Annotated in this window: 12 protein-coding genes; 6 read left to right on the plus strand and 6 right to left on the minus strand. The window is 69.5% G+C overall.

Going from position 1 to position 15,706, the window contains the following annotated elements; genetic code table 11:
* Positions 1 to 216 precede the first annotated feature (216 nt).
* Together ABCR94_RS37260 and ABCR94_RS37265 are read right to left on the minus strand one after the other, a co-directional pair.
* Positions 217 to 1,380: a polyamine ABC transporter substrate-binding protein gene (locus ABCR94_RS37260; protein ID WP_347125796.1), complete on the minus strand. Its 1,164-nt coding sequence runs from the start codon at positions 1,378 to 1,380 to the stop codon at positions 217 to 219.
* 150 nt (positions 1,381 to 1,530) lie between these two features.
* Positions 1,531 to 2,970, minus strand: a complete 1,440-nt coding sequence (locus tag ABCR94_RS37265) for a gamma-aminobutyraldehyde dehydrogenase (protein WP_347125779.1) — start codon at positions 2,968 to 2,970, stop codon at positions 1,531 to 1,533.
* A gap of 163 nt (positions 2,971 to 3,133) precedes the next feature.
* Here ABCR94_RS37265 and ABCR94_RS37270 point away from each other — a divergent pair, with 163 nt between their 5' ends.
* The 6 genes from ABCR94_RS37270 (at position 3,134) to ABCR94_RS37295 (ending at position 9,638) form a co-directional block, all read left to right on the plus strand.
* A complete protein-coding gene (locus ABCR94_RS37270; RefSeq protein WP_283515815.1) occupies positions 3,134 to 3,640 on the plus strand; it encodes an Lrp/AsnC family transcriptional regulator in 507 nt (168 codons plus the stop codon).
* Positions 3,625 to 5,004 carry an aspartate aminotransferase family protein gene (locus ABCR94_RS37275; protein WP_347125780.1) on the plus strand — a complete coding sequence of 460 codons (1,380 nt, stop codon included), beginning with the start codon at positions 3,625 to 3,627 and terminating at the stop codon, positions 5,002 to 5,004. Before ABCR94_RS37270 ends, ABCR94_RS37275 begins: the two co-directional genes overlap by 16 nt.
* A 180-nt stretch (positions 5,005 to 5,184) precedes the next feature.
* Positions 5,185 to 5,913 carry an ABC transporter ATP-binding protein gene (locus ABCR94_RS37280; RefSeq protein WP_347125781.1) on the plus strand — a complete coding sequence of 243 codons (729 nt, stop codon included), beginning with the start codon at positions 5,185 to 5,187 and terminating at the stop codon, positions 5,911 to 5,913.
* Complete coding sequence (locus ABCR94_RS37285; RefSeq protein ID WP_347125783.1) at positions 5,895 to 7,049, plus strand: hypothetical protein; 1,155 nt, start codon at positions 5,895 to 5,897, stop codon at positions 7,047 to 7,049. Before ABCR94_RS37280 ends, ABCR94_RS37285 begins: the two co-directional genes overlap by 19 nt.
* A 421-nt stretch (positions 7,050 to 7,470) precedes the next feature.
* Positions 7,471 to 8,589: an LOG family protein gene (locus ABCR94_RS37290; RefSeq protein WP_347125785.1), complete on the plus strand. Its 1,119-nt coding sequence runs from the start codon at positions 7,471 to 7,473 to the stop codon at positions 8,587 to 8,589.
* 119 nt (positions 8,590 to 8,708) lie between these two features.
* A complete protein-coding gene (locus ABCR94_RS37295; protein WP_347125786.1) occupies positions 8,709 to 9,638 on the plus strand; it encodes a DMT family protein in 930 nt (309 codons plus the stop codon).
* Positions 9,639 to 9,947: 309 nt separating this feature from the next.
* Here the strand turns inward: ABCR94_RS37295 and ABCR94_RS37300 are convergent, their stop codons facing one another.
* The 4 genes from ABCR94_RS37300 to rlmN all read right to left on the minus strand — a co-directional run bounded on the left by ABCR94_RS37300 (position 9,948) and on the right by rlmN (position 15,076).
* Positions 9,948 to 10,973, minus strand: coding sequence for an ABC transporter ATP-binding protein (locus tag ABCR94_RS37300; RefSeq protein WP_347125788.1), 1,026 nt, complete (start codon positions 10,971 to 10,973; stop codon positions 9,948 to 9,950).
* Positions 10,973 to 12,586, minus strand: coding sequence for an ABC transporter permease (locus ABCR94_RS37305; protein ID WP_347125798.1), 1,614 nt, complete (start codon positions 12,584 to 12,586; stop codon positions 10,973 to 10,975). The genes ABCR94_RS37300 and ABCR94_RS37305 overlap by 1 nt, the downstream gene beginning before the upstream one ends.
* Positions 12,587 to 12,672: 86 nt before the next feature.
* The gene (locus ABCR94_RS37310; RefSeq protein WP_347125789.1) at positions 12,673 to 13,770 is read right to left on the minus strand and encodes a thiamine ABC transporter substrate-binding protein; all 1,098 of its coding nucleotides are present in this window, start codon (positions 13,768 to 13,770) and stop codon (positions 12,673 to 12,675) included.
* A gap of 199 nt (positions 13,771 to 13,969) precedes the next feature.
* Complete coding sequence (gene rlmN, locus ABCR94_RS37315; RefSeq protein WP_347125790.1) at positions 13,970 to 15,076, minus strand: dual-specificity RNA methyltransferase RlmN; 1,107 nt, start codon at positions 15,074 to 15,076, stop codon at positions 13,970 to 13,972.
* Positions 15,077 to 15,706 lie beyond the last annotated feature (630 nt).

Below are 15,706 nucleotides of genomic sequence, written 5' to 3' on the forward strand. Positions count from 1 at the left end.
GTCGTAGGCCGTCGCGGAGATCCGTACCGCTTCCGCAAGAACGCCGGGCCGCACCGCAGGCTCTCGCCAGGGCGCCCGGCGCCCTGACCCGCCTGTACCGGCTGGAGATCGACCAGACCGTTCGCGCCACCGCCGCCGCGTACACCGATGCGTACCTGCGTTCGTTCGACGCGATCCACCTGGCCACGGCCCAACTCCTGACCGGCCGGCCAGGAGCTACAGGCCCACGATCGAGTTCCACGTCTTCGCGAACTCCAGCCGCTCGTCGGACGTGATGTCACGCGCGATGACGAGCCGCTTCCGCATCGCGTCGTCGGGAAAGATGAGCGGGTCCTCGGCGAGCGCGGCGGTCTCCTCGTCCTTGGAGGAGGCGAGGATATCGCGCGCGGCCGGCACCGGGCAGACGTAATTGACCCAGGTCGCCAGCTCGGCGGCGACAGCTGGCTCGTAGTAGTGGTCGATGAGCTTCTCGGCGTTGCGCTTGTGGCGGGCGAGGTTGGGGATCATCAGGCTCTCGGCCCACAGCTCCGCACCCTCGTCGGGCACCACGAACTCGATGTCGGGGTTGTCGGCCTGGAGCTGGATGACGTCGCCCGAGTACGCCTGGCAGGCCAGCACGTCACCGCTCGCCAGGTCCTTGATGTAGTCATTGCCGGTGAAGCGCCTGATGTGTCCCCGCCGCACCAGCTTCTCCACCTGCTCGCACATCCGGTGGAAGTCGTCCGCGTCCCAGCGGGTCACGTCGACGCCGTTGCCCTGCATGAGCAGCGCGAAGCTCTCGTCGAGACCGGAGAAGAGCGTCACCTTGCCACGCAGTTCGTCGGCCCACAGCTCGGAAGTGTGCCGGATCTCGTGGCCGAGCTTCTTGCGGTTGTACGCGATGCCGGTGATCCCGGACTGCCACGGGACGGAGTGCAGCCGCCCCTTGTCGAAGGCGGGGGTGCGCAGCTGCGGGTCGAGGTACTTGGCGACATTGGGCTGCCCGGCCCGGTCCATCTCCTGCACCCACCCCAGGCGTACGAACCGGGCGGCCATCCAGTCGCTCATGACGATCAGGTCGCGGCCGGTCTCCTGGTGGTTCATCAGCGCGGGGCTGATCTTCCCGAAGAACTCGTCGTTGTCGTTGATCTCCTCGGTGTACCGGACGGAGATCCCGGTGCGCTTCGCGAAGCTGTCGAGGGTGGGGCGCCGCGACTCGTCCTCGTCGTCGGTGTCGATGTAGAGGGGCCAGTTGGCGAAGTGCAGGCTCTTGTCCCGGCCCGAGATGTCGCGCCCCGCCCGGTCGCCCGGTTTCACATAGGCGGCGGGCACCCCGCATCCGGCGAGCGCGGCCAGCGCCCCTGCCGTACCGAATCCGCGAAGCAGCGTACGACGCGACACCTGACCAAGATCACCCATGGCTCCCACCCTGGTCCCACGGAGCGGGGGCGGGCAATAGACAGTCTGTCTATTGCCCGCCCCCGTCGAACAGCGTCCTGACCGGACGGTGTTGAGATCAGCGCTCGCCCGTCAGCCCACTGCCATCAGGTCTCAGCTGTCGAGCGAGGTCATCACGTGCTTGATGCGCGTGTAGTCCTCGAAGCCGTACGCCGACAGGTCCTTGCCGTAGCCGGACTTCTTGAATCCGCCGTGCGGCATCTCCGCGACCAGCGGGATGTGGGTGTTGATCCACACGCAGCCGAAGTCGAGGTTCTTGGACATCCGCATCGCGCGGCCGTGGTCCTTGGTCCACACCGAGGAGGCGAGGGCGAACTCGACGCCGTTGGCCCACTCCAGGGCCTGTGCCTCGTCCGTGAAGGACTGGACGGTGATGACCGGACCGAAGATCTCGTTCTGGATGATCTCGTCGTCCTGCTTGAGGCCGGAGACAACGGTCGGGGCGTAGAAGTAGCCCTTGTCGCCGACCTGGTGGCCACCCGTCTCGACCTTGGCGTGGGCGGGCAGCCGCTCGATGAAGCCGCTGACCTGCTTCAGCTGGTTGGCGTTGTTGAGCGGGCCGTACAGCACGTCCTCGTCGTCCGGCTGCCCGGTCTTGGTGTCCGCCGCCGCCTTCGCCAGCGCCGTCACGAACTCGTCGTGGATCGACTCCTGCACGAGCACGCGCGTCGCGGCCGTACAGTCCTGGCCAGCGTTGAAGAAGCCCGCGACCGAGATGTCCTCGACGGCCTTGGCGATGTCGGTGTCCTCGAAGACGACGACCGGCGCCTTGCCGCCCAGCTCCAGGTGAACGCGCTTGAGGTCCTTGGCCGCGGACTCGGCGACCTGCATGCCGGCCCGTACGGAACCGGTGATCGAGGCCATCGCGGGGGTCTTGTGCTCGACCATCGCGCGGCCCGTGTCACGGTCGCCGCAGACGACGTTGAAGACGCCCTTGGGTACGATCGCGCCGATGATCTCGGCCATCAGGACGGTCGATGCGGGCGTGGTGTCCGACGGCTTGAGGACGACCGTGTTGCCCGCGGCGAGCGCCGGTGCGAACTTCCACACGGCCATCATCATCGGGTAGTTCCACGGGGCGACCTGCGCGCAGACACCGACCGGCTCGCGCCGCACGATGGAGGTCAGACCCTCCATGTACTCGCCGGCCGAGCGGCCTTCGAGCATCCTGGCCGCGCCCGCGAAGAAGCGGATCTGGTCCACCATCGGCGGGAGCTCTTCGCTGCGGGTGAGGCCGATCGGCTTGCCGCAGTTCTCCGACTCGGCCGCGATCAGGTCCTCGGCGCGCTCCTCGAAGGCATCAGCAATCTTGAGCAGCGCCCGCTGGCGCTCCGCGGGGGTGCTGTCGCGCCAGCCCGGGAAGGCGGCCGCGGCGGCGGCCATGGCCGCGTCGACGTCGTCCTGGCCGGACAGCGGCGAGGAGGCGTACGCATCTCCGGTAGCCGGGTTGACCACCTCGATGGTCCGCCCGTCAGCGGCGTCCCGGAACTCTCCGTCGATGTAATTGCGCAGGCGACGCAGTTCGGTGGTCACTGCCACCCCTCCCTCTCGGACGTCCAATGGATGAGACACCCACCCTAGTCGCAGGGGTAACGCTTTCGACATACCCGACCACCAAGAACTTCGGATTCCGTGAAATCTGAGCTTCCGAACAACGAATTTCATCGGTTTGGGGTTGCGGGACAGACGAGACGTCGTGCACAGTGAAGCCGTGGCCAGTCGAAGCGCAGACTCCAGGAACGGGCACGGCACCTCCCCTACGGTGGATGCCGTCTCCCTGGCGATCATCCAGCAGCTCCAGGAGGACGGACGCCGTCCTTACGCCGCGATAGGCAAAGCGGTCGGCCTCTCCGAGGCGGCCGTGCGCCAGCGCGTGCAGAAGCTGCAGGACCAGGGCGTGATGCAGATCGTCGCCGTCACCGACCCGCTCACCGTGGGTTTCCGGCGTCAGGCGATGGTCGGCATCAATGTCGAGGGCGACCTCGACCCTGTCGCCGAGGCACTGACAGCCATGGCCGAGTGCGAGTACGTGGTGATGACCGCGGGCTCCTTCGACCTCATGGTGGAGGTCGTCTGCGAGGACGACGACCACTTGCTCGAAGTGATCAACAAGCGGATTCGCACGCTCCCCGGTGTGCGCTCCACCGAGAGCTTCGTCTACCTCAAGCTGAAGAAGCAGACCTATATGTGGGGAACCCGATAGTCGTGAGCCAGGACCTCTCCAAAACCGCGTACGACCACCTGTGGATGCACTTCACCCGCATGTCGGACTACGAGAACGCACCCGTGCCCACCATCGTGCGTGGTGAGGGCACCTACATCTTCGACGACCAGGGCAAGCGCTACCTCGACGGCCTTTCCGGCCTGTTCGTGGTCAACGCCGGTCACGGCCGTCACGAGCTCGCCGAGGCGGCGTACAAGCAGGCGCAGGAGCTGGCCTTCTTCCCGATCTGGTCGTACGCCCACCCGCAGGCCGTCAAGCTGGCCGAGCGACTCGCGGACTACGCGCCGGGCGACCTCAACAAGGTCTTCTTCACCACGGGTGGCGGCGAGGCCGTCGAGACCGCGTGGAAGCTGGCGAAGCAGTACTTCAAGCTCACCGGCGAGCCGACCAAGTACAAGGTCATCTCCCGCGCCGTCGCCTACCACGGCACCCCGCAGGGCGCCCTGTCGATTACCGGCCTGCCGGCCCTCAAGGCGCCGTTCGAGCCGCTGGTGCCCGGTGCGCGCAAGGTGGTCAACACCAACATCTACCGCGCCCCGCTGTTCGGCGACGACCCGGTGGCCTATGGCCGCTGGTGCGCCGACCAGATCGAGCAGGAGATCCTGTTCGAGGGCCCGGAGACCGTCGCCGCGGTCTTCCTGGAGCCGGTGCAGAACGCGGGCGGCTGCTTCCCGCCGCCGCCCGGGTACTTCCAGCGGGTCCGCGAGATCTGCGACAAGTACAACGTGCTGCTCGTCTCGGACGAGGTCATCTGCGCCTTCGGCCGCCTCGGCACGATGTTCGCGTGCGACAAGTTCGACTACGTACCGGACATGATCACCTGCGCCAAGGGCATGACGTCGGGTTACTCCCCGATCGGCGCCTGCATCATCTCCGACAAGCTCGCGGAGCCGTTCTACCAGGGTGGCAACACCTTCCTGCACGGCTACACCTTCGGCGGCCACCCGGTCTCCTCGGCCGTCGCCAACGCGAACCTCGACATCTTCGAGCGCGAGGGCCTCAGCCAGCACGTCCTCGACAACGAGGACGCATTCTTCACAACGCTCAAGAAGCTGCACGACCTGCCGATCGTCGGCGACGTCCGCGGCAACGGCTTCTTCTACGGCATCGAGCTGGTGAAGGACAAGGCCACCAAGGAGACCTTCACCGACGAGGAGACGGAGCGCGTGCTCTACGGCTTCCTCTCCAAGGCGCTGTACGAGAACGGCCTGTACTGCCGGGCCGACGACCGCGGGGACCCGGTCGTCCAGCTCGCCCCGCCGCTCATCTCCACGCAGGAGACGTTCGACGAGATCGAGGGCATTCTGCGCCAGGTGCTGACGGAGGCCTGGACCAAGCTCTGATCGTATGGTCCGTCCCATCGCGGCCCGGATACGCCCGTTCGAGTGAGAACGGGGGTATCCGGGCCGCGCGCTTGCCGCACAGCCATGGTCCGAATCCCTACCGTGCCCAGTGACCGATCGGCCCCGTCTTCGTTCCCTCGTACGGGGGACGGGATATCTGATCTGAACGAGGTGTACGCCATGGTGGCCCCGCCGGACAACGATGTGCTCTGGGCACGGTCCTTGCACTACTCCCACAGTGGCTCCCCCGCCCTCACCGGTGTCTCCCTCGGTGTGCGCGAAGGAGAGATCCTCGCCGTCAACGGCCCGCGCGGCAGCGGCAAAACGACCCTGCTGCAGTGCCTTTCCGGTCAACTCCTCCCGGACCAGGGCGAAGTGTGGTTCAACAGCGCACCCGTACACACCATGGGCCCGCTGCTGCGCGAACGGCTGCGCCGCGACCGGTTCGGCTGGATCGACCCCGAGCCCCGGCTCGTACCGGAACTGAACGCCTGGGAGAACGCGGCGCTCCCCCTCCTGCTGCACGGCACTTCGCACCGCACCGCGAGGAAGGCCGCCATGGAGTGGCTGGAGCGGCTCGACATCGGCATGATCGCCCGCAAGCGCCCGGCCGCGCTCCTGCAGTCCCAGCGCCAGCGCATCGCCATCGCCCGCGCCCTGGTCACCACCCCATCGGTGCTCTTCGCGGACGAGCCGACGGCGCCGCTGCACCGCATGGACCGCGCCCAGGTACTGCGCACGCTCACCACCGCGGCCCGCTCGCACCGGATCACCGTCGTGCTGGCCACACACGACGCGGAGGTGGCGACCCTCGCGGACCGCACCGTGTCGCTGCTCGACGGACGCCGCGTCAACTCCGTGCAGGTGGCTGGTGTGGAAGGCCGGGCCGCGTGCTCGCTCTCCGTCTAGCCCGCGGCGCCCATCCGCTGGTCCTGCTGCGGCGACTGCTCGTCGCGACGGCCTCGGCGGGGGTGGGTTTCCTTCTCCTGTGCACCCTGGGTTACGCGGTGGGCCACCCCGCCCACTCCACCGGCTCCGTACTGCGCCTGCTCTGGTGCCTGGCCCCGCTGGCCGCGACCGTGCACTTCGCGGTCGCGGTGGCCCGGACCGACCCGAGCACCAGCCCGCCGCGCGCCGGCCTGACCGGCGCGGGCCTCGGACCGGTGCGCCTCACGGCGCTGGCCGCCGTGTCCACGGCGGTCTCCTGCACGCTGGGCAGCGCGCTCGCGCTGCTCTTCTATCTCCACCTCCGCGGCGACCTCACCGGCCTGCCCTTCGACAGCGCGGCGGCCGAACTCCTCGCCGCCGGACGGCCGATGCCGCTCGCCGCCGCGCTCACCCTGCTGTGCCTGGTCCCGCTGACGGCGGCGGCCGCGAGCGCCCTGGCCCTGCGACCGCGCCCCGCAAAGCCGGCCGACGACACCGCCGCCGCCCCTCACCGGGTCCCCACCGGCCTCCCCTGGGGCGTCGCCCTCACGGCGACGGGCCTCGCGGTGGAGGCGTACGCGAACCGCGGCACGCCCGGCGCACCGCTCCCGCTCCCCGGCCGGCTCGACGTGGTCCCGGCGGGCGTCCTGGCCGGCTGGGCCCTCACGGCGCTGGGCCTGGCACTGGCGGGGCCGGGCCTGACGTACCTGTGCGGCCGAGCGATCCAGTCGATCCGGCCGGGCGCCGTGCGCCTGCTCGCGGGGCGCGTCCTGATGGACGAGGCCCATCGCATCGGCCGCCCGCTGGGCGTGGTCTGCGCGGTGGCGTCGGGCGCGATCGCGGCGTCGACGCTGTACGGCGGCGACAGCGGCCCACGCCCCTTCGGACCTCTTACGGGCCTGGGCGCGGCCCTGGTCATGAGCTGCACCGTCGCCACCCTGCTGACGGCGGCGCTGGAGGCCAAGCACGCCCGTACCGACACAACGAAGGCCCTGCTCCGCCTGGGCGCCCCGACCCAGACGCTGCGCGGCGCGGCGGCGCTGAGAGCCATCGCGCTGCTGACGGTCTTCGCCCCGCTGACCTGGGCGGTCGCGGAACTGGCGGCGCTGCCCTTCTGACCCCCTTTTTACGCGGCCCTCGCACCACTCGGCCCCTGGGGGCCTCCTGGGCTTCGGGCCGCTGTGCCGGCCTCCGACCGGCGGGGCCATGGAAAAGGTAACGGGGAGCGGGCCGAGGCCTGAACGGGGCTGGGGCACCTGCCCGTTGGCCCCCTCCGGCACCGCGTGCCGCACAACGGGCACTCGGGGTCCGGGGGCCTCCCCGGTTCCGGAAGGGGGCGAGGTGCGGGAACTTCCGCACCCCACACCTGAATCGCCGCGTCCCTGCCACGGAACGACGATCCGGGGCAGGGAGCCGGGGGCGCATCCGCATGACCGCGCGCCCCATCCGGCGGCAGCGCGCCGCACGGCAGATTCGTGCTTCCACGTCCCCGCCGTACCCCACCTCATCCGCGCCCCCCACTGGGCCTAGCATGACCGGGTGCCTCAATACCCGGACCACGAGCGCGAAATCGAGACCCTCGCCGAGTTCGACGAAGTCGTCTCGCGCGCCAAGTCACTCGACGGCTACCGCGTCCAGTCCGTGGACCTGACGCCCCGTACGCCCGCCCTCCTGTCGATCAACACCTCGGGCGCCGCCTTCCTCGGCTGCCCCATGGGCACCGAGGCCACGGCCAAGGTGCACGCGGACGGCGCACTCGTCTTTCCGCCCGTCCCCGACCTGCCCTTCAACCCGTACCGCGGACTGCTCTACACCGCGGACGCGCTCTTCGAAGGCCTCGACTCCGGCTACGAGTCCACCCCCGACGCCCTGGCCTACGAGTGGTTCCAGCGCACCAAGGCCGACGGCGACATATACGCCTCGATGCTGCGCTGCATCCATGACGACGCCGTCTCGGACGCCCTCGACGAAGCGCTCGTCGGCGCCCGCGTGGTCGGCGTCATGGGTGGTCACGCCATGGCCCGCGGCACGGACGCGTACACCGGCGCCGCCCACCTGGGCCGCACCCTCACCCGCGCCGGCCTGACCGTAGCCACCGGCGGCGGCCCCGGCGCGATGGAGGCCGCCAACCTCGGCGCGTACCTCTCCGCCGCACCCGACGACGCGCTCGGCGAGGCCCTCGAACTCCTCGCCGGGACCCCGTCCTTCGTCCCGTCGATCACCGAGTGGGCCAAGGCCGCCTTCGCCGTCCGTGACCGCTGGCCGTCCGGTGGCGACTCGGTCGGCATCCCCACCTGGTACTACGGGCACGAGCCGCCGAACGCCTTCGCGGGCCACATCGCCAAGTACTTCGCCAACGCCACCCGCGAGGACGGCCTGCTCGCCCGCTGCACCGCGGGCGTCGTCTTCCTGCCGGGCGCCGCGGGCACCGTCCAGGAGATCTTCGACAACGCGACCCCGAACTACTACGAGTCGCGCGGCGAACCGACCCCCATGGTCCTGGTCAACCGCACGCACTGGACCGAGCGCCTCCCCACCTGGCCCCTCCTCCAGGCCCTGGCGAAGGAGCGCCCGATGCAGGCCCGTATCGCCCTGGTCGACACCGTCGAGGAGGCCCCGGCGGCCCTGGCCCGGCTGGCCGCGGGCAAGAACGCCTGATCCAGCAGGTCCCATCCCGCGAGTCCACAAGATCCAGAAGCAACGTTTACGCCTCAGGACACGTCTGCCATTCGGAACATGACAAACGTGACGGACGAACCGCGTGAACGGAGTTCTTGGTGCTCATCGGCCTACTGACCGCAATCGCGGCGTCGATCTGCTACGGCACGGGCTCCGTCCTGCAAGCCGTCGGATCCCGCAAGTCCGCCCGCCGCGAGGCAGCCGCTTCAGGGGTGACGCAGCACGGCGGGCCGAATCTCTCCTCCACCGCGAAGGCCGCGATGACCTGGGAGTTCATCGTCGGTACGATCCTGGACTTCATCGGATTCGGTCTCGGCGCCCTCGCCGCGCGCCTCCTCCCGCTGTTCCTCTCGCAGACAGTGATCAGCGCGAACCTCGTGGTCACGGCGGTGCTGAGCGTGAAGATGCTCGGCATCAGGCTGACCCGCAAGGAGTGGACGTCCATCGGCGTCGTCTGCTCGGCCCTGATCCTGCTGGCCACCGCCGCGGGCCACGAGGGCGGCAGCCACACCCCGATCGCCACCCACTGGTGGCTGCTGGTGATCTCGGTCGTACTGATGGCGGGCGGCACTCTGGCGGTACGTCTCCTGGGCGCCCGCGCCGCGATCCTCGCCGGTCTCCTGTCCGGCCTGGGCTTCGGCGCGCTGGGCGTCGGCGTACGCGTACTGAATGGCGTGGACCCGTTCGACCTCTCCGCGCTGCTGTCCGACCCGGCCCTCTACGCGATCCTGGTCGCGGGCATAGGCGGCATGTACCTGCACACCGTCGCCCTCCAGATCGGCTCGGTCAACGGCGCGACGGCAGCCCTGGTGGTCGGCGAAACGGTACTGCCCGGCGCGATCGGCGTCCTGTGGCTGGGCGACGCGTCCCGCGAGGGCTTCGCCTGGATGGCGGTCCTGGGCTTCGTCCTGGCGGTGGCGGGTGCGGTCGCGGTGGCCTGGTTCGGAGCGCCGGAGGACGCACCGACCGACCCTGCCGAGGAGCCGCAACCCGACGAGCTCGCGAAATCCAGCCCGTCCGGAGTCTGAGGACCGAGGGAGCTAGGACCACACCCCGCCCCACCCGCCACTCCCAGCCCGTCCGGAGTCTGAGGATCGAGGAGCCGGGGTCCAGGGGCCGCACCCACCCCACCCCGCCCATTTCAGCCCGTCCGGCGTTTGAGGACCGGGGTCTGGGGCGGAGCCCCAGTTACGGGAAGGGGCGGGTAGGGGAACAGCGCCGCAGGCAACCCCGCCCAGAACCCGCACCCGCACCGCACCCCCACCACGCCTCGCACCCGCACCCCCACCGCGCCACGCCTCGCAACCCGCACCCGCACCCGCACTCCACCCCCACCCCTACCCCACCGCCGGCAACACCACCACCTCGTCCGCCGCGAACACGACCCCCACCCCCACGCCCTCCCCCGGCGCGTCCCGCAACGCACACTCCGCCTCCAACTGCGGCGCCCCCGAGGGCTGCAGCAGCAGAGCGACATGGTTGCCACGGAACGTGCGGGCCGTCACCGTGCACGGCAGCCCGTCCGCCACCGGCACCTGGCGGACACCCGCCGGCCGCACCAGCAGCCGGCACGCGCCCTGCGGCGAACCGGCCGGCACCGGGATCTTGCCCCACACCGTGTCGGCCGCCTCACCCGTCACCGTGGCCGGGACGACATTGTCGAAGCCGAGGAAACGGGCCACGAATTCGGACGCGGGCCGCTGCCAGACCTCCAGCGGCGTACCGGTCTGGGCGATCCGCCCGTCCCGCATCACCACGACCCGGTCGGCCAGCGCGAACGCCTCGCCCTGATCGTGCGTGACGGCCAGCACCGTCGTACCGAGCAGCCCGAAGAGCTGGCGCAGCTCGACGACCAGACGCTCGCGCAGCGTCCGGTCGAGCTGGCCCAGCGGCTCGTCGAGCATCAGCAGCTTGGGCTGCGGGGCCAGCGCCCGCGCGAGCGCGACCCGCTGCTGCTCACCGCCGGACAGCGTGGCGATCGCCCGCCGCTGCGCCCCCGGCAGCCCCACCAGGTCCAGCAGTTCGTCGACCCGGCGCACCTGTTCGGCCCGAGCCGCACCCCGCATCCGCAGCCCGAACGCGACATTGCCGCCGACGTCCCGCTGCGGAAAGAGCTGATGGTCCTGGAACATCAGGCCGACCCCGCGCCGGTGCACAGGCACCCCGCCCTGGTCGCGCCCGTCGAGAAGCACCCGCCCGGTGTCGGCGGTCTGCAGTCCCGCGACGACTCGCAGCAGCGTGGACTTGCCACTGCCGCTCGGCCCGAGAACACAGACGATCTCGTGGTCGGCGACCTCAAGGTCGACCGATTCGAGCGCCGCACGCTTCCCGAACCGCACGCTCACGCCGTCCAGCCGCAACATCAGAACTCCCCCGACCGGTCGGTACGAATACGTTCGAGCACCAGCAGGGACACCGCGCACACCACCATCAGAATCGTGCTCAGGGCCATCGCCTGCCCGTAGTTGAGGTCCCCGGCCCGCCCGAGCAGCCGCGCCACGGCCACCGGAAGCGTCGGGTTGTCGGGCCGCGCGATGAAGACGGTCGCCCCGAATTCGCCGAGCGACACGGCGAAGGCGAACCCGGCGGCGACAAGCAGCGCGCGCCGCACCATCGGCAGGTCGACCTCCCGCCAGGCCCGCAGCGGCGAAGCCCCGAGCACCCCGGCCGCCTCACGCAACCGGCCGTCGACGGCCCTCAGGACGGGCAGCATCGTCCGTACGACGAAGGGCACACCCACCAGCGCCTGGGCGAGCGGTACCAGGATCCAGGTCGTCCGCAGATCCAGCGGCGGCTTGTTGAGCGTGATCAGAAAACCGAAGCCGACCGTCACGGCCGAGACGCCGAGCGGCAGCATCAGCAGTGCGTCGAAGCCCCGCACGAGCCGGCCGGCCCGCCGGGTCAGCGCGGCGGCGGCAAGCCCGCCGACGAACAGCGCGATGGCCGTCGCCACCAGGGCGTACTGCAGGGAATTCCACACCGCCTCCAGGGGCGGCACCAGGAACGTCCCGTTGTTGCCGCCCGCCGACTGGAGCGCGCGGTAGTACATGAGGCCGTACCCGTCGGGCCCGTCGAAGGACCGCTCGACGAGCACCCCGACCGGCAGCAGGATCAGCACCACCACCGTGACCAGCACGCCGCCGAGCAGCGACCACTGCCCCGCCCCGCGCGGCCTGCGTGCGGTCTGCGCCGCGTCGACCAGCTTCAGGGCGCTCTCCCGGCGGCGTACCGTCCACGCGTGCACGGCGAGGATCGCGCCCACCGCCGCGAACTGCACCAGCGTCAGCACCGCCGCCGTCGGCAGGTCGAGCAGCTGCGCGGTCTGCCGGTAGATCTCCACCTCCAAGGTGGAGTAGGCGGGCCCGCCCAGGATCTGCACCACGCCGAAGGAGGTGAAGGTGAAGAGGAAGACCATCAGCGCGGCGGCGGCCACGGCGGGCACGAGCGCCGGCAGCGTCACCCGCCGCCAGGCCGCGAAGCGCCCGGCGCCGAGCACTCGCGCCGCCTCTTCCTGGCGCGGGTCGAGCTGCGCCCAGAGGCCGCCCACGGTGCGTACCACCACGGCGTAGTTGAAGAAGACGTGCGCGAGGAGGATCGCCCACACCGTGGTGTCGAGCCGTACGCCCCACAGCTCGTCCAGCAGCCCACCGCGTCCCAGCATCGCCAGGAACGCGGTCCCGACGACCACCGTCGGGAGCACGAACGGCACGGTCACCACGGCTCGCAGCACCTGCTTGCCGGGGAAGTCGAGCCGGGCGAAGGCATACGCCGCGGGCAGGGCGATCAGCAGGGTCAGCACGGTCGAGGCGACCGCCTGCCAGGTGGTGAACCACAGGACGTCCAGGATGTCCGGGTCGGTCAGCACCTCACCGATCCGGCCGAACTGCCAGCCGCCGTCCGTCTTGAGCCCGCGCCCGACGATCGCGACCACGGGGTAGGCGAAGAAGAGCGCGAAGAACACGACGGGCCCGGCCATCAGACCGAGCCGCACGGCGTTCCCGCGCGGCCCTTGCCTGATGCCCTTCTTGACGTCGTCGCCTGCTTCGGGCTTGGCGTCCTTGCTTACTTCAGAACGAGCGAGGACCACGACTTGACCCACTGCTCACGGTTGTCGGCGATCTTGTCCGGGGCCACGGTCCGCGGCTTGTCGATCACCGCGCCGAACTTCGTGAACAGCTCGGGCAGCTTCGCGTCCTTCGCCACCGGGTTCACGAACATGTTCAGCGGCATGTCCTCCTGGAACTGCTTGCCGACCAGGAAGTCCAGCAGCGCCTTGCCGCCCGCCTCGTTCTTCGCGCCGGTCAGCAGGCCCGCGAACTCGGTCTGCCGGAAGCAGGTGCCGGTCGCGACGCCGGTCGGCGCCTCCTTGGGCTGCGGCTTCGCGTAGAGCACTTCGACGGGCGGGCTGGAGGCGTACGAGACGACGAGCGGCCGGTCGCCCTTGGTCTTCTTGCCGCCTGCCGAACCGGAGAACTCCTCGTTGTACGCCTGCTCCCAGCTGTCGACGACCTTCACGCCGTTGTCCTTGAGCTGCTTCCAGTAGTCCCGCCAGCCGTCGTCGCCGTACTGGGCGGTCGTGCCGAGGAGGAAGCCGAGGCCGGGCGAGGAGTTCTCGGCGTTCTCGGTGACGAGCAGGTTCTTGTACGCGGGCTTCGCGAGGTCGTCGAAGCTCTTCGGCGGCGCGAGCTTCTTGTCCGCGAAGTACTTCTTGTCGTAGTTCACGCAGATGTCGCCGGTGTCGATGGGCGTGACCCGGTGCTCTGCCTTGTCGAGCTGAAGGCCGTCCGGGACCCTGTCCAGGCCCTTGGCCTCGTACGACGTGAACAGATCGTTGTCCAGGGCCCGCGAGAGCAGGGTGTTGTCGACGCCGAAGAAGACATCGCCGCGCGGGGAGCCCTTGGTCAGGATCTCCTGGTTCAGGGCGGAGCCCGCGTCACCGCTCTTGAGGACCTGGACCTTGTAGCCGGTCTCCTTGGTGAACGCCTTCAGCACACCGTCGGAGGCGGCGAACGAGTCGTGGCTGACGAGCGTCACGGTCTTGGACTTCGAACCGCCGGACGACTTCGCGCCGTCGTCGGACTCGCCGCCACAGGCCGCCAGCGTCGAGACGCCGAGCGCGGCGGCCAGGGCGCTGAGCGCGAACTTCTTGGTGGTGCTCACTGAAATTCCTCCTGGATGACCAGGAAGAGACGCGGCCCTGCCCGCATGCGGGCAGGGCGCTACAGCTTGAGTAGTGACCGAACTTCCTACCTGGAATGACCCGGGCAAGGTTCAGAGGGTCTGCGGCAATGCCGCACTCTCAGCGCTGTGGCGCTCCCCTGTCGGAATATGTAAATGTCCGACTCACGTTACACGGGCCTTATCGCTCCGAAGCCGCCAGCTGTCCGCACGCTCCATCGATCTCCTGGCCACGGGTGTCCCGTACGGTCACGGGCACGCCGTGGGCCGCAATCGCCGCGACGAAGGCCTTCTCGTCCTCGGGCCTGGACGCGGTCCACTTCGACCCGGGGGTCGGGTTGAGCGGGATCAGATTGACATGCACCGGCTTGTTCTTGAGGAGCCGGCCGAGCAGGTCACCACGCCATGCCTGGTCGTTGATGTCGCGAATCAGCGCGTACTCGATGGAAATACGCCGGCCGGACTTCGCCTCGTGCTCCCACGCGGCGTCCAGTACCTCGCGTACGTTCCACTTGGTGTTGACCGGCACCAGGGTGTCGCGCAGCTCGTCGTCCGGGGCATGCAGCGACACCGCGAGGCGGCACTTGAAGCCCTCGTCGGCGAAGCGCAGCATCGCCGGCACCAGACCCACGGTGGACACGGTGATCCCGCGCTGCGAGAGGCCGAGCCCGTCGGGCTCGGGGTCGGTCAGCCGGCGGATGGCGCCCACGACCCGGTTGTAGTTGGCGAGCGGCTCTCCCATGCCCATGAACACGATGTTGGACAGCCGGGCGGGCCCACCGGGGACATCCCCGTCGCGCAGCGCGCGCATGCCGTCCACGATCTGGTGCACGATCTCGGCGGTCGACAGATTCCGGTCGAGTCCGGCCTGGCCGGTCGCGCAGAACGGGCAGTTCATGCCGCACCCGGCCTGCGAGGAGATGCACATGGTCACCCGGTCCGGGTAGCGCATCAGCACGGACTCGACGAGCGTGCCGTCGTGCAGCTTCCACAGCGTCTTGCGGGTGGTGTCCTCGTCACAGCTGATGTGCCGCAGCACATTCATCAGGTCGGGCAGCAGCGCCGCCTGAAGCTTCTCGCGCGAGCCGGCCGGGATGTCGGTCCACTGGTCCGGTTCGTGCGCGTACCGCGCGAAGTAGTGCTGCGACAGCTGCGTGGCACGAAACGGCTTCTCACCGATCGCGGCCACGGCCTCGCGGCGCTCGGCGGGCGTGAGGTCGGCGAGATGCCGCGGGGGCTTCTTGGCTCCGCGGGGCGCGACAAAAGTAAGTTCTCCGGGTACAGGCATGGTCTTCTCAGTGTCGCAGACACTCACCGGTCCGGTCGGCCGTCACCTGCTCAGGCGGCGTGACGGCCAGCCGCCCTCGGTTGTCAGAAGTCGTTGCCGGTCGTCCCCCGTCGCCGTCCCACGGCCCACAGACGGCCCAGGGTCAGACGAGCGATTGGCACAACCAAGGCGGGCTGTAGCGGCCTGTGCTGCGTAGATGCCCACCAATCCGCGACTGCCATGAACGCGAACCGGGCAGCGATGGCCACCGAGCACGTGGACTATGTGCGCCTCGACCGTGAGGCGATGGACCGCCCTCCCGCGTGAGGCATCGCACAGCGTGACTCCCGGCTCCTGCCCCCCGAGTTCCTATCCAACAGTACTTCTGAATATCCCCTGCGGTTGCTGCACTTCTCTGCTGTACTGCTGCCGACAGGACGGACAGATTCGGGTCTAGCACTTTCGCTGCTTCGGCGGTTTTGAAACGCTTCGCCAGCTCGCTGAGGGTATTCGGCAATTGACACAGCAAAAACAGGAGGGCACCAATGACCACATGGCGGGACCTAGCATTGCCTAGTCGTAGCGAGGTATGGCGGGAACTACGAGGGTTTCGTGCTGGGGTAGCTGGCCCCGTACAGACCGACCGTAATC

Source organism: Streptomyces changchenzhani, from assembly GCF_039766235.1.
Taxonomy (GTDB): domain Bacteria; phylum Actinomycetota; class Actinomycetes; order Streptomycetales; family Streptomycetaceae; genus Streptomyces.

What these genes read in the sequence shown, in the direction of transcription:
- ABCR94_RS37280 (WP_347125781.1), top strand. Translation starts at nt 5,185, where the DNA reads ATGGTGGCCCCGCCGGACAACGATGTGCTCTGGGCACGGTCCTTGCAC.
- ABCR94_RS37300 (WP_347125788.1), bottom strand. Translation starts at nt 10,973, where the DNA reads ATGTTGCGGCTGGACGGCGTGAGCGTGCGGTTCGGGAAGCGTGCGGCG.
- ABCR94_RS37305 (WP_347125798.1), bottom strand. Translation starts at nt 12,586, where the DNA reads ATGGCCGGGCCCGTCGTGTTCTTCGCGCTCTTCTTCGCCTACCCCGTG.
- rlmN (WP_347125790.1), bottom strand. Translation starts at nt 15,076, where the DNA reads ATGCCTGTACCCGGAGAACTTACTTTTGTCGCGCCCCGCGGAGCCAAG.